The following is a 14,962-nucleotide window of genomic DNA, read 5'->3' as shown; positions in this document are numbered from 1 at the left end:
TGTCTATACCATTCTACAAAACCCATAATACATAAGTTTCCTTCTATAAATAGCTCGAAAAAATTTTATTTTTATGCTTTTTTCTATGAAATATTTCCTATTGTCTATTGACTTGCGCAATCGGTTGCGTTTATTATGAACGTATAAAACAGCTCATTAGGAGGAGAACAATGAAACAGATCAAACGACTATTTGCTATTGATCCATGGAAAATCAGCACGACCCAATTAGATAAAAAAAATCTTCGACTGCAAGAATCTTTGACAAGTATTGGAAACGGTTATATGGGGATGCGTGGGAACTTTGAAGAAACTTACTCAGGGGACCACCATCAAGGTACTTATTTGGCAGGTGTCTGGTATCCTGATAAGACACGTGTCGGCTGGTGGAAAAACGGTTATCCAGAGTACTTTGGAAAAGTAATCAATGCCTTGAACTTTATCGCAATAGATATTTCGATCAACAATCAGCTGATCGACTTGGCTTCTTTGGAACCAGAAGACTTTTACTGGGAACTAGATATGAAAAATGGTGTGCTATCTCGTACGTTCACAATCACTACTTCTACTAATAAAGTACGTATCTCCTTTGAACGTTTTTTAAGCATTGTCAAAAAAGAAGCGGCTTACATCCATTTGACTATAGAAATGCTTGAAGGTAATGGAACAGTCGACCTCGTATCGAAATTGGATGGAAATGTCCAAAACGAAGACAGCAACTATGATGAACATTTTTGGAATGAGATCGATCGTGGAACCATAGAAGAAATCGGCTATTTGACAACCAAAACTATTCCAAACAACTTCGGGATCGAACAATTCACTGTTACTGCAGCAATGCGTCATTTCGTTAACGGAAAAGCAGTCGTTCCTGACTATCACGAAGATACTTTAGCCTTACATGGTTGCCTGTCTGCTGAATTATCTCAAGGCGAGACATGGACAGTAGAGAAAGAAATCATCGTTCTTACTAGTCGAGATATCCCAGAAGCGCAGCAAGCAGAAAAAGCCGTCTCAGAATTAGCAAATCAGACAAACAATTATATCCAAGCAAAAGAAGAACAAACAGCGGCTTGGGCAGAACGATGGAAGCTTGCCGATGTGGTCATCGAAGGAGACGAAGAAGCACAGCAAGGTATTCGGTTCAATTTGTTCCAACTATTCTCTACTTACTACGGCGAAGATGAACGATTGAATATCGGACCTAAAGGATTCACAGGAGAAAAATACGGCGGTGCCACTTACTGGGATACAGAAGCGTATGCAGTCCCTCTTTATCTCGCTTTAGCCAAACCCGAGGTAACTAAGAATCTTCTGAAATACCGGCATAACCAGCTGCCGCAAGCGATCCACAACGCTCAGCAGCAAGGATTGAAAGGCGCGCTTTATCCTATGGTCACCTTCACTGGCGTCGAATGTCATAACGAGTGGGAAATCACTTTCGAGGAGATCCACCGAAATGGTGCAATCGCCTATGCAATCTACAATTACACGAATTACACCGGTGATACGGAATATTTGAAAAATGAAGGTCTGGAAGTTTTAGCAGAAATCGCCCGCTTCTGGGCAGACCGTGTCCATTTTTCAAAACGAGCAAATAAATACATGATCCACGGAGTGACTGGACCAAATGAATATGAAAACAACATCAATAACAATTGGTATACAAATACGATCGCAGCTTGGGTCTTGCGTTACACGCGAGAAAATTATTTAACTTATCAAGAAGAAGCTGCTATCGCTATCAGCGAAGAAGAACTAGCCAAATGGAAAGATATCGCAGAGAACATGTACTTCCCAGTGGACGAAGAATTAGGTATTTTTGTCCAGCATGACACATTCTTAGATAAAGATCTCATGCCTGTATCCGATATTCCCACAAGCGATCTTCCTCTGAACCAGCATTGGTCTTGGGACAAAATCCTTAGATCTTGCTTCATCAAGCAGGCAGATGTATTACAGGGGATTTATTTCTTCAACGATACTTTTACAAAAGAAGAAAAACAAAAAAACTTTGATTTCTATGAACCAATGACTGTCCATGAGTCTTCCCTTTCACCAAGTATCCATTCGATTTTAGCAGCAGAATTAGGAATGGAAAACAAAGCTGTAGAAATGTACCAACGAACAGCTCGCTTGGATTTGGATAATTACAATAACGACACAGAAGACGGCTTGCACATCACTTCCATGACTGGCAGCTGGTTGTCGATCGTCCAAGGATTCGCTCAAATGAAAACCGCCCATGATCAATTGAAATTCGCACCATTTCTGCCAAAAACCTGGAATGCTTATTCTTTCCATATCAATTATCGCGGACGTTTATTATTCATCTCAGTTACAGATGAACAAGTTACTTTCGAGTTATTAGAAGGTACGCCTCTGGAACTTTTCGTCTATGAACAGTCTTACACTTTAGAGGATCGCCTAGAAATAACGCTAAGAAAGGAGGAAGCAAATGTTTAAAGGGGTATTGTTCGATTTAGACGGCGTCATTACCGATACTGCCGAATTCCATTATCGTGCTTGGCAAAAGCTTGGTCAGGAAATCGGCATTACGATCGACCGCACATTCAACGAACAGCTAAAAGGCGTCAGCCGAGAAGACTCTCTCTCTTTGCTTTTAGCTTATGGCGGAAAAGAACACTCTTTTTCAAAGGAAGAATTTGCAGAATTAGCAAAAAGAAAAAATGATTATTATTTAGAGATGATCCAGACGATCGAACCAAAAGATGTCTTCCCTGGGATCGTCCCTTTACTGGATTCTTTAAAAGAAGAAAAAATCAAGATCGCTCTTGCTTCTGCAAGTAAAAATGGGCCTTTCCTACTTGAAAAAATGGGTCTCACACCTTACTTTGACGCTATTGCCGACCCGGCAGAAGCAGCAAACGGAAAACCTGCGCCAGATATCTTCCTCCTTGCAGCAAAAGCTGTCGGACTAAAAGCAGAAGAATGTATCGGGATCGAAGACGCGCAAGCCGGTATCCAAGCCATCCTCTCAAGTGGTGCTCAACCAATTGGCGTGGGACGTGCTGAAGACCTTGGAGAGGAGATCCCGCTTGTCCCTGATACGACTTTTCTTACGATCGATTACTTAAAAGAAAAGTGGCACGAACATGGATAATCCAGAAATCTCCGTCGTACCAGTTCCAGAGACTGAAATAAAGAAAATCACGTTGAAGAACGACTATTTAGAAGTCGTTCTTCTCAACTATGGTGCCCGCCTGCATCAAATCTTCGCGCCAGACAAAGAAGGAAAATCAGAAAATATTTTATTGTCTTACGATCGTTTCGAAGATGTTCTAACAGATAAAAGCTTTTTTGGCGCAACTGTCGGACCTGTAGCTGGAAGGATCCGAGATGCTTCCTGGGGTGAGCATAGATTGGAAAAAAACTGCGGATCACACCATATCCACGGTGGCACGAAAGGCTGGTCTTTCCAATATTGGGAAGTAGAAGTTTTCAAAACTCCTTCATCAATAGGCGTGGTCTTTTACTTAAAAGATGAATTTTCTACCTATCCAGGACCAATCACTGCTACGATCACTTACCGTTTGACAAAAAACGAGTTAGAGATGACGACCTCTGCCAGTAGCCTGGTCGAAACCATCTGCAATCCGACCAATCATGCCTACTTCAACCTTTCAGGAAATGGAAAAAGAGACATCTATGACCATCAGTTAACGGTCTTCTTAGATGGTATACTTGAATTAGATCAAGAAAAACTACCTACTGGAAATTGGACGAAAAAAGAAGACCTGCCCATCGACTTTAGAAAATCTCCAACACTGCAAGAAATCCTTGCTTGTTATCCAGCTGGACTAGATGATGTATTTCTTTTGCATCATCCTAGGCTTTCCAGAACTTCCTTACAATTATTCGAGAAGCATTCTGGTCGTCAAATGACTATAGCAACTTCCAATAAAAGTATGGTATTATTTTCTACGACTGGATTTGAAGCTGATTTCTCTGTCAACGGAAAACAGATGCATTCAAACTACGGATTAGCAATCGAACCGCAAGAAATCCCTGATATCGTTCATTTTCCCAACTTTGGATCGATCAACCTCCATCCTGGTCAAGAACGGGTCAGTCAGACGATTTATCGGTTCTCTGCACAATAACAAGAGAAAGGTGTTTTTATCATGGCTATTACTGTAAAAGATGTGGCGAAAAAATCCGGTGTTGCTACCTCGACCGTCTCTCGTGTTATCAATGATCATCCTAGTATTTCCGAAGCAACAAAGAAGAAAGTCCGAAAAATCATGGATGAACTAGGTTATGTTCCTAACATGACTGCCCGCAATCTAGGAAAACGCATTTCCAGTGCCATCGGCGTGATCTTACCCCCTCTTGATTCAAAAGAGCGGATTGGGAATCCCTTTTATCTTGAGATCATGGAAGCAATCAACGAAGAAGCGCGGAATTATGATATGACGACAGCGATTGCTACTGCTAAAAATTTTGATTTACTGTTAGAGAACGTCCAGCGTATGCATCTACAAAAACAAGTAGATGGCTTTATTCTAGTGTATTCAGATAGTCAAGACCCTGTCATTGATTATTTATACCAAAACCATATCCCTTTCACTTTGATCGGACAGCCTTATCATCACGAAAACGAAATCGTTTATGTAGATAATGACAACCAGCTTCTAGGCAAACAAGCAACAGAATTTTTGATTCAGAACGGACATAAGAATATCCTATTCGTGACGAATACGACTCATGAGAGTTTGTATTTCGAACGATATTTCGGTTATCAAAAAGCGATGATGATGGCTGATCTTCCTGCGTTTTCCAGTGTAGTACTGGAACATACAGAAGATTATCTGACCTTTGAGAAAACGTTGAAAGAAAACGAAGCCACAGCATTGGTAGTCATTGACGATATCTTCGCCCTTCGCACGATGCAGTTGGCACAAATGTATGGTTATGTCATTCCAGAGACACTTTCTGTCATCAGCTTCAACAACTCGATATTCTCAACATTGACACATCCTTACCTTACAAGCATCGATATCGATATCTCCGAATTAGGACGTGTCGCTATGCAAAAACTGCGTGAACTGATTCATGAAGAATTAAGTAGCGGCGTACGTTTGGTCATCCCTCATCGCTTGATCAAAAGAGAGACAGTCGTTCCCTTAGAAAGCACGAAACTTAGTTAAATCACTGAATTTGCTGACCATTTATCCTATGGTCAGTTTTTTACATAAAATATGTTATTTCTATAAGTTTGAAAAGAAAACATTAAATAACATTAATATTAAAATAAATAAATCTATCCCTTCTTTTTCTTTATCAGTTACGCGAACGATTATGCATCCAAAACAAACGATTATTTGACATAACTGCTGTCTTCCATGAGAATACACGAAGGAAACACCAATAATATAAAAAACATTTTTTTAAATTGATTTTTTCTATTACGCCTTGTATTCTTTTGTTTTTTCAAGAATAATTAAATGTGTAAGCGAATACGAATGAACGGAGGTGCAAAAGACCCCCTTGTCGATCAGTCGCACGTGTTCTTGAAAGGAGAAAACATGAAAAAACTCACTCATTTGTTTTTTGTTGTGTTGACACTTCTGCCATTTGCTGCCACGCCTGTCCAAACGCACGCCCAAGAAACGTATACGATTAAAGCAGAACAACATGCGACGACCGAAGTTGTTCCTGAACTCCCGTCTATCTCTCGTATCCCTGTCACTACCCAAGAACCAGATCCGCACAACGCAGCATTGGTTCCTTTAACCGGTGGCGTCAGTTTCTCCTCTTTTCTCTCTCCTTTTTCTGCTGTTGGTGCTACATTAAGTTCTGCATTGGTTTCCCTCCCTGCTTCTGCTGCAGTAGTTTCTGCTATCCTAGGAGCAGGACTTGGTTATAGTTTTTACCAATTAGGTTCTTCCTTAGGTGTCGCCACTGCAGACTTACTCAAAACGAATGCGAGCTTGTATGAATTATCTTCCAATAATCCTGCCCTGCAACAAGAATTGGCCGCTTTTGCCACTTCGGGAATTGATTCCACTACTAGTACCTATAATTTCTCGCAAGGTCTGCAAAAAAGATACGCGCAAGACGTGACCAGTCATGCATTGATGCGGGAATATTTGACAGTAACAACGGATCATGGTGCTTATCGCTTTTCGATCAATGACCATCCGGCATTCCGTAAACTGATCTCTTATGGTTCTCTTTCTACTGAAACGGCTCGGACTGGTGTGATTGGACGTGATGCCTCGGTAGCTGATCGAATGTTCATCGAAGATCAATTCTTCTTACTGGAAATGGTTCGTGTCATGGAAACTCGAGTCGGCAGTGATACAACATTACTGACGATCTCCGGTCACAATTATGGCCATCGGGGTAGCAACGGTTCCTTCGTCTATGAAGTCGAATTAAGTGTCCCGATGTCTGTCTTGATGAGCCAGATCGCGACTCAAGAAGACTTTCTGGAATACATCCAGCAAAACACCACTTTTGAATTTGGGGTGATCGAAACACCCTCAAGAGAAATCGCTGTCCAGACGGCTCAGCAAATGGCGCAAGCCTATCATACACGCACTGCCGATATACAAAAGAACTTAGCGGAAGTCTTGGCACCGACTGAAAACGGATTGAGCTTCGATCCTTCTGGTATAATCGCTACCTTATACGGACAAACGGTTGTCCTTGATGCAACAGGAAAGTTCGTGTACGCTGACACTCGAGTAGCCGTTCCAGAATACCAGTGGGGAGCGATCGATTTTGCTTACAGTGAAGCAGCCATCCCAATAGATGACTCGATCACGATCGATGGGCGAAGAGGTGTATTAGATGAAGAGACTGGAGACATCGTAGAAGATGGTACAGGTAAAACATTAGTCGAAGGCGCAATGGGCGCTGCATGGAATGCATTGAGTCTAGCTCGCGTCCTTGAAGCAATCAAAAACTTCAAAGGGGATGACGATGATGACGATGAATTCGAATGGTATTCCCCTCTTGATTTGTACTATGACGAATGGTATGCAGACGGCGGGAAAGGGCATACGATGGAACGGCATGTGGGACAGTCTGAGGATGCACTACGAGCACGATTGGAGGACATAACCTATTCCGCTGCCTTCCATACTACGGAACAAGCTTTGATATTTATCAACTTCGCGATCTATACTGCCAATAAAAAATACTTAGAGGGTACGATCAAGTTACCTCTAGGTGATTGTTCTTTACAAGATGGTAATCGTGTAATCTATCGATCGTATAAATCAATCGCTCTTGGGAAAACATTAGGGTGGGGGTTTTATAGATTAAATCAGGATACTCATATTCAATACGACTCGATCTATTACGCCAAAGTGATTATTCAAAGAATGCCCAACATCGTATGGAAAAAACGAAAGTATTATATCCTAACCGCTTATCCTGACTTACGAAGAACTGTAAAAGAGGAGCCGCCAAGGGCGGCTCCTTCCTCTTCAAAATTTTTATTTATTTTTAGTCTGAAAAAATCAAATCATCACTAACCTAGCATCGAAAACAGTGAATCGCTTTCTCTTTTCGTCATACACTGACCACACATAAGCGCCATCCCAATAACGACCTTCATTATAATAATTCGTAAATTCATTGTTCCAAAGGTAAATATACAGATGATCTTTATCTGGGAAAAGACGATCATTCAACTGGTTAAATTCCTCTTCCGTTCCCTCTGCTCCTTGAGTTGCTTCAAGAAAAGAAGTCCGATAGATACCATCATCCGCCCAGAATGATTCAGGCGTGATTCTTTCGCCTTCATCATTTCTTTATTCACATAAATAGGATACTTTTTCATCTTGTCAAAAAATCGGATATCCGTATAGATGATTTTTTCTTCTCTGAATTCGTAAAGTTTCTGTGCATATATTTTTTTAGAAACTATAAGCCCTTCTTTGATTCGCCATGACCAACCAGCACACAATCTGCTTGAGTAATTGAGAAATTCTAAAACTGCCTCCTGATGACTATTTAGTCCGTCATACTCTTCGTCCTTGAAAAAAGCATACCGTAACACGGTCCAAGCACGCTCCAAATAAAAATCAATACTCTCTTTTTCTAATAGTTTCATCTTCTCTCTCCTTTTGTTCTTCTAACGGCACTCCTGATACACCAACAAATCTGACCCTTTCATCTACCACGTCAATACATGTTTCTCTCGAATTTTATCTATCCATTTTTATTTTATCGCAACTATCAAGGCTTCTATTCCTATTATTTCTTTTTAAAGAAAAGATAGTTTTTCAATCGTATAAATCGCTAGTTTCGCAAAACATACTAAGATTAGAGGGGAACATCATTGACGAATGATGTTCTCCTCTATTTTCTATTTTTAGATTATAGTGAAGAATGAAAGAAAGTTCGAACAAAGCCTTGAGGACTACGAGTCCCTATCAAAAACCGAACTTCTTTACTGTCATTTTAGAATCAGGTTTACGTATGTTGGGGCCATGAGCCCGTGTATAGGAAATTGGAATCGAAATGAAGCAGTAAAGTTCTTTCAAAACTTAAAAAGGAGGAAAACAAATGCCTTACATTCTTGCATTAGATGTTTCAATGGGACACAGCTACAGTGTCCTATACAAAGACGACACCTGCTTATTTGAAGACGAGATCGAACACACTCAAAGAGGATTTCATGCATTACTCGAAGAGATCCAGCACTTGCCTGAACGTCCATTGATTGTTTTTGAAGCAACGGGGATTTATTCCAGACCAGTCGAAAAGTTCTTTCAAGATCATCACTTTTCTTACTGTTTGTTAAACCCGTTAGAAGCGAAAAAGCAGATGGAAGAAAACACCTTACGCAGTTGGAAAACAGATAAATCGGATGCCCATCGGCTCGCACAGACTCATCTTAAAAATCAACGTCAGCCAAAAGAAGTACAAAGCAATTTTTACTTAGAGATGCGCGATTTAGCCCGTTTTTATCAAGAGATTGAGAAGAAAATCACTCGTCTGCGCATGGATTTACACAACTGCCTTCAGTTGACTTTTCCAGAGCTTGAACAGTTCTTTTCAAACAGGCTGACCCCTTACGCATTGACATTGATCCGTCTTTTTCCCCATCCAGATTTTGTATTGGCATCTACTCGGACAAAAATAAAAAATAAACTGATCAACGAAACACGGAAAAAAATCTCCGCGAATCGTGCCGAGCAAAAGGCAGATCAAATCATCCACTATGCACAGTGTGCCTATCCAGCTGTTGAAAAAGACAGTATCCACTGTCAAAAAACGATCTATTACGCCGAACTTCTCCAAGATTTACTCGAACAAAAAGAAGCACTGGCGACACAAATGATCAAAAAAGCCGAAGGCTCTCCTTGCTTTTTGTTGTACCAAACATTCCCTGGGATTGGCGCACTCACAGCCGCTTTATTGCTCGGTGAATTAGGAGATATCACACGATTTAAAACCCATAAACAATTGAATGCCTTTGTCGGAATTGACATCCGACGGTATCATTCAGGTAAGTATACTGGCCAAGACCGCATCAATAAGCGTGGTAATCCCAAAGCACGGAAAATTATTTTCTTCACCATTCGAAATATGATTCGCCAGCAACGCGCAGCTCCTAATCATATTGTCGATTATTACTACAAATTAAAAAAGCAACCTATCCCTAAGAAAGATAAGGTTGCCACAGTTGCTTGTATGAACAAGCTTCTGAAATGTATGCACGCTATGGTTAGGGCACATACAGAGTACGACTATGCGTACGCGGTCTCAGTGGACCATTAACTAAACCACTTACAGTATACCACTTCTTTGCCCAGATCGAAAATTTTTTACGAACGGGGCTTTATTTGGTGTGCCTTGATTTTGTCGCTTTCGTTTATGAGCTATTTTTCTTACACCTTTTACTTGACTAATCGTAGGAAAAAGGCTGTGACAAAAATAGTCACAACCTTTTGATCTTTTCTTCAATTTTTCACATGTCGGCGATTCAATAAAAAACCGCCTATTATTGTAAAGACAGGAGCAAGGATCGAGAAAAAAGCGAATGGCAAGTAATGCAACGCGCTAACTTTCATCGTCCCCATAATGAATGTGCCGCTAACTCCCCACGGTACAAGAGAATTGACGGTTGCTCCTGAATCTGCTAGCGTCCGTGTCAAATAGTTTTTTGATAAGCCAACCTCATCAAAGGAGCGTTTGAATGTTTCTCCCGGAAGAATGATGGACAAGTACTGCTCTCCAACGATCAGATTGACTCCGATACAACTCAAGGCAGTAAACCCGACTAAACGAGAAGGTCGGTCCATCTTTTCTTTTAATTCTTGCACGATGGTCTCAACAATCAAATATTTGATCAATAAACCACCTAATGCCAATGCCAGTAAAATCAAACTGGCTGAGCCCAACATACTCATGATCCCGCCTCGAGAAAGCAGTTCATCTAGCTTGGGATCAGGTGTATGCGCGACATAACCATTCATCAAGATGTCTGCTGCTTTTCCAATCGTCAAACTTTTCTCATGGATAAAGGAAAGAACGAGGGCGGCTGTCGATCCTGCTAATAATGTAGGGATAGCTGGGATTTTTTTGATTGCCCCGCCAAATAAAATAACTAACGGAATCAATGTCCAAGGAGAGATCCAAAAGCTTGCTTTCATATTTTGGATCATTTCATTGATACTGGCTAGGTCGGCTGAATGACTGTTATGTCCTAATATCGTATAAAAAAGCAACGAAAGGACGAATGCCGGAAAATCCGTATAACGCATGCCAGCGATATGTTCGAATAGATTGACTCCGCCGATACCAGCCGCCAAGTTCGTCGTATCCGATAGAGGCGAGCAGTTATTCCCTAAAAATGCACCAGAAACGACCGCACCTGTAGTCATTGCATCGTTGAATCCAAGCAAATGACCGATTCCCAAAAAAGCAATCCCAATCGTCGAAATCGTCGTAAATGAACTGCCGACTGTCACTCCGACAATTGCACAAACAAGAAATGCTGTCGGTAAAAAGAAACGTACAGAGACAAGCTTAAATCCATAAACCATGATCGTAGGGATGGTTCCAGATAGAATCCAAGAGGCAACCAAGATGCCAATCAAAAGAAAAATCAGGATCGGAATGATCCCCGGGGTGATTCCTTTGATGATTCCGTCATGGATCTCATCCCATGAAAACTTTTTAAATCTGCCATAAAACAACAAACACATGAAAGCTGCAAGGATCGGGATATGTGGCGAGAGTTGGAATCCGATGATCAGTACTCCTAGGAGTACCAACAACACGATCAATACAGCGATACTTTCTTTTAAAGAAATATTTTTATTCATCGTCGATCTCCTATTTCAAATGAAAAGGCCCTGCCATGAAAAAACTATTCACTTGGCAGGACCTCCTACTAAATCAGCGACAGATCGTCGGCTGAAAGACTTATTTTTTTATTTTTCTTCTAAACTTTTTTCTACCTCAATCCCCCAAGAATCTTTCTTGAAGTGATTGATGATCAATGGAATAACGAACATGACCACTGTGATAGCTGCTACTAATAATGCATCACTCAATGTCGCTGTACCTAATGTAGCAAATACGACAACGATGATAGAGAAGATCAGCATGCAGCTGACTACCCAAGCTAAGCCGTTTCCGTTTTTACCAATTCGGTAAGGACGTTCGAATTCTGGATGTTTCTTACGCATTTTAAGCAATGAAACAGCAATCAAAATGTACACGATACAATAAATAACAGTTGTAGCATTTGTAAGTGTCAAGAATACAGCACTTACGTCATCCATTACACCATAAAGCAAAGCAAATAATGAAATAACGATTGATTGTGTTAGAACGACATTTCTAGATACGCCGTATTTGTTTTCTTTATGGAATCCGAATTTTGGTGGAAGGAATCCTTCACGAGCTACTTGGATGATTGTTTTTGATGGTCCAGTAACCCAAGCTGATAATTGTAAAAGCACACCAATAAATACCATGAAGCTGAAGATATTTCCGATCACTTCTGGTAAGCCTAGGATTTGGCAATCAATCAAGATTGGCTGCGTGATATTTGCTAATTCCATTTTTCCATCTGGTACGACATTGGCAACAAGCATCGCATTGATGACATTCAATAAAACTAATCCGATCAAAGCGATAAATACGCCTTTTGTATAATTTTTTGTTGCGTCTTTCAAACGAGGCATGTAAACAGAACTCATTTCGATCCCAACAAAAATAAATGTGATACCAGCTAAGTATTTCAATGAATCAATATGTTCCAAGTCAGGGAAAGCTTTTGACCATGAAAAGTCACCTAGATAGCCGTTTGAGACTAGTCCGACTTTGAAGGCTGCCAAAACACCTAAAACGAACATGATGACTACTGGGATATATACCCCTAGCCATACACCGATGTTCCCGCCGACTTTTGCCATATCGAATTTCAAGTTCAAGATCGTGATGATCCAGTAGATAACTAAAATACAACCTAAAACGAACCAATGATTATTGCCAAGTTCTACATTACCAAATGTGTTTCCTAACAATGGTCCTAAAGTAGAAGCGACCATTACCATACCTGGGAACATTTGCACCCATAATAGCCATGCAACGACAAATCCCCATTTGCTGCCCAGTGCTGTTTTTACCCATAACTGAGGACCGCCTTCTTGAGGAAGCATCGTTGAAAGCTCACCGGAAACCATTGATATCGGACCGGCAAAAAACAAAACTGCAAAAATTGAATAAAAAATCAATGTCCAACCGACTGCGGCTAACGTAGGAATACTCCGAACCGTTGCACACAGTGCCATTGTCAGACCGATAAAGGTCCCAAGACCCATTTTACTTACTTCAGATTTACTCACCGTTGACACTCTCCTTGATTTTTTGGATAAAATAACGGTGTCTTTGAAGTAGTTTCAGCAATAAACGAAACAATTCAGCGAATATTTGAGGGGATTCTTTGAGTCTATTGCTTGAAGGAGTTCTTCAAAGACAACCTCAAAACAAAGGGATCGAAGAGCTTAGGTCACCCCTTGCTCTTCCGATCCAAACATGCGTCAGAAACAGTTAGCATTCAAGCTGTTTTCTAACATGATTACCTTGCTTATTTTGCTTCGCTTGCCAATAATTGGTCTGCGTAGATTTTTTCCAATTTTTCTTGAAGAGCTGCTTTGATTTTTTCAGCATATTCTTCAAAGTGTTCTTCTTTGTTCATGTATGGTGTCATTACGCTGGCACGCAATACAGTTACTTTTCCGGCACGGTTCCATTCTTCATCTGAGAATCCTAGTTGGTTCACGAATTGCAATGGGCTGTTGCCATAGTCTGGGATAGCAAAGTCAGTATGTGAAGTTAAGAATTCATTACCGTAAATGCTTCCTTTCACGTATGAAGAATAATCGTATACGTCATGGTTCAATTTATTCATCGCAACTAAATCGTCGTTGCCTTTTTCTTTGAATACGTAGTCTACCATGTTGAAATCTGGATAAGTTAATGGATGAACTTCGATTTCTTTGTCACCTACTTTGAATGACAAGTCATTCAAGAAGTTGTAGAAACGATGTGCCCCTTCGATTGATGCACCCATCAATTTACCGTATCCTGTGACATTCAAAGGTAAGACATGATGTGCTGCCCAAACGCTGGCTGCTGTTGCCCCTGCTTTTGAACCTTCCAAGATATACGCTCCAAGTAATGCTGGGATATCTGCACCTTTTTCAAATACATATGTTGCGAAGTAAGAGATAACGTCTCTCATGCGGATATCTTTGATGACGATACCACCGGCAGAATATGGAACATAGCCCATTTTATGCGGGTCGATCGTTACAGATTCTGCTTCTTCGATTGCTTTATATGCACTGTGTACTTCTTCTAAGATATAATCTTTGTTTTCTGTAAAGACATTGTATTTGTAATGAACGTCTTTTAAATCTTCGAATGGAATGAAGTTGTTGTCTTCGTCTAAGAAAATCGCACGGCCATATCCGCCATAAGCAGCATCTACATGCAAGTAGAAGTAAATACCGTCTTTTTCTAATACGCGACGCAATGCAACGATTTTATCGATACCGTCGATTGCTCCTTCTTCTGTTGACCCTACAACACCGACTACACCTAAGATTGGTGTTTTTTCAGCTGCTAGACCACGAACGATTTTTTCAAGTTCGTTGATGTCCATGCGGTAGTTATGGTCAACTGGCACTGGAATTACTTGGTCTAAACCGATACCGATGATGTCGGCAGCTTTTAGCCATGAATAGTGTTTTGTTTGTGGAACCAACCATTTTCCTAATTTTTCTAAATGTTTTCCGCTACGTGCTGAGTGAGCTTTGATTTCGTCGATTTTTTCTGGAACACTGTCTAACAAGTTCATGATTTCTTCTGTTGACAAGTTCATCAATTCCCAATCGCTTTTTCCAGCAACTAGTTCAGGTGTCACTTCTTTCATAGCAAGTGGCAATGATTTGATGTTGCGGGCATACCAAAGTCCTTCTAAGTTTGCTAAAGAACCATCAGCAACGATGTGTCCCCAGCCATCTTTATAGCTCATTAATTTTGCAAATTCCATGCCTACTTCTTCTTCCATTTGGCTTGTTGCAGGAGAAGATTCGTAAGCAACGTTATTACCATTCCATAGCATAGCAAAATTATACGCTAGTAAAGATGGCATCAATGTTTCAGAGTTCATATGACCCCAGTAGCGTCCGGCATTATGCCAAGGAACGGAATGGGTACGCATCCGCGCTGAAATTTCTGATAGAACATCTTTTGTTTTATTCACAGTGTGTTCAAAACTAGCACTGCTTTTTTCTTCTGGCGTAATGATAGGCATGTCTTGAGGCATGTAGTTTTGACGCCAGCCTAAATGTTCGTCCACCAATTCATTCAACAAAGCTTTATAGATTTGGCCGTTCTCAGCTTTGTCCCCAATGAATAGGGCATTTAGGTTTAGATCTTTCGACAATGATTCACTCATA

Annotated in this window: 9 protein-coding genes and 1 pseudogene; 6 read left to right on the top strand and 4 right to left on the bottom strand. The window is 40.7% G+C overall.

The features are described 5' to 3' along the window. Positions 1–170 precede the first annotated feature (170 nt). From IGK53_RS01845 to IGK53_RS01825, 5 genes are all read left to right on the top strand, one after another. A complete protein-coding gene (locus IGK53_RS01845) occupies positions 171–2,465 on the top strand; it encodes a glycoside hydrolase family 65 protein (RefSeq protein WP_002329613.1) in 2,295 nt (764 codons plus the stop codon). After that, entirely contained in the window at positions 2,458–3,123 is a 666-nt protein-coding gene (gene pgmB / locus IGK53_RS01840) for a beta-phosphoglucomutase (protein ID WP_002329614.1), read from the top strand. The genes IGK53_RS01845 and pgmB overlap by 8 nt, the downstream gene beginning before the upstream one ends. Next, positions 3,116–4,123 (top strand): aldose epimerase family protein, encoded by a 1,008-nt coding sequence (locus IGK53_RS01835; RefSeq protein WP_002292607.1) that lies wholly within the window; start codon positions 3,116–3,118, stop codon positions 4,121–4,123. The genes pgmB and IGK53_RS01835 overlap by 8 nt, the downstream gene beginning before the upstream one ends. Positions 4,124–4,144: 21 nt before the next feature. Next, entirely contained in the window at positions 4,145–5,170 is a 1,026-nt protein-coding gene (locus IGK53_RS01830) for a LacI family DNA-binding transcriptional regulator (protein WP_002329615.1), read from the top strand. Positions 5,171–5,548: 378 nt separating this feature from the next. Continuing rightward, entirely contained in the window at positions 5,549–7,507 is a 1,959-nt protein-coding gene (locus tag IGK53_RS01825; RefSeq protein WP_430604926.1) for an RNase A-like domain-containing protein, read from the top strand. Here the strand turns inward: IGK53_RS01825 and IGK53_RS01820 are convergent. Then, a pseudogene (locus IGK53_RS01820) lies at positions 7,493–8,088 on the bottom strand (hypothetical protein). The gene IGK53_RS01825 and the pseudogene IGK53_RS01820 overlap by 15 nt on opposite strands. A gap of 455 nt (positions 8,089–8,543) precedes the next feature. Here IGK53_RS01820 and IGK53_RS01815 point away from each other — a divergent pair. Further along, positions 8,544–9,761, top strand: coding sequence for an IS110 family transposase (locus tag IGK53_RS01815; protein WP_002329618.1), 1,218 nt, complete (start codon positions 8,544–8,546; stop codon positions 9,759–9,761). Between the two features lie 182 nt (positions 9,762–9,943). Here the strand turns inward: IGK53_RS01815 and nhaC are convergent, their stop codons facing one another. From nhaC to tdc, 3 genes are all read right to left on the bottom strand, one after another. Beyond that, positions 9,944–11,311 (bottom strand): Na+/H+ antiporter NhaC, encoded by a 1,368-nt coding sequence (gene nhaC, locus IGK53_RS01810; RefSeq protein ID WP_002329619.1) that lies wholly within the window; start codon positions 11,309–11,311, stop codon positions 9,944–9,946. Between the two features lie 108 nt (positions 11,312–11,419). Further along, positions 11,420–12,817, bottom strand: coding sequence for a tyrosine-tyramine antiporter (gene tyrP / locus IGK53_RS01805; protein ID WP_002316652.1), 1,398 nt, complete (start codon positions 12,815–12,817; stop codon positions 11,420–11,422). 266 nt (positions 12,818–13,083) lie between these two features. Further along, complete coding sequence (tdc, locus tag IGK53_RS01800; protein WP_002286400.1) at positions 13,084–14,961, bottom strand: tyrosine decarboxylase; 1,878 nt, start codon at positions 14,959–14,961, stop codon at positions 13,084–13,086. Between the last annotated feature and the right edge of the window lies 1 nt (position 14,962).

The organism is Enterococcus sp. DIV1224 (genome assembly GCF_050555455.1).
Classification (GTDB): Bacteria; Bacillota; Bacilli; order Lactobacillales; family Enterococcaceae; genus Enterococcus_B; species Enterococcus_B lactis.
The sequence above is the reverse complement of the archived record's forward strand: the minus strand, read 5'-3'. Positions and strand labels throughout refer to the sequence as shown.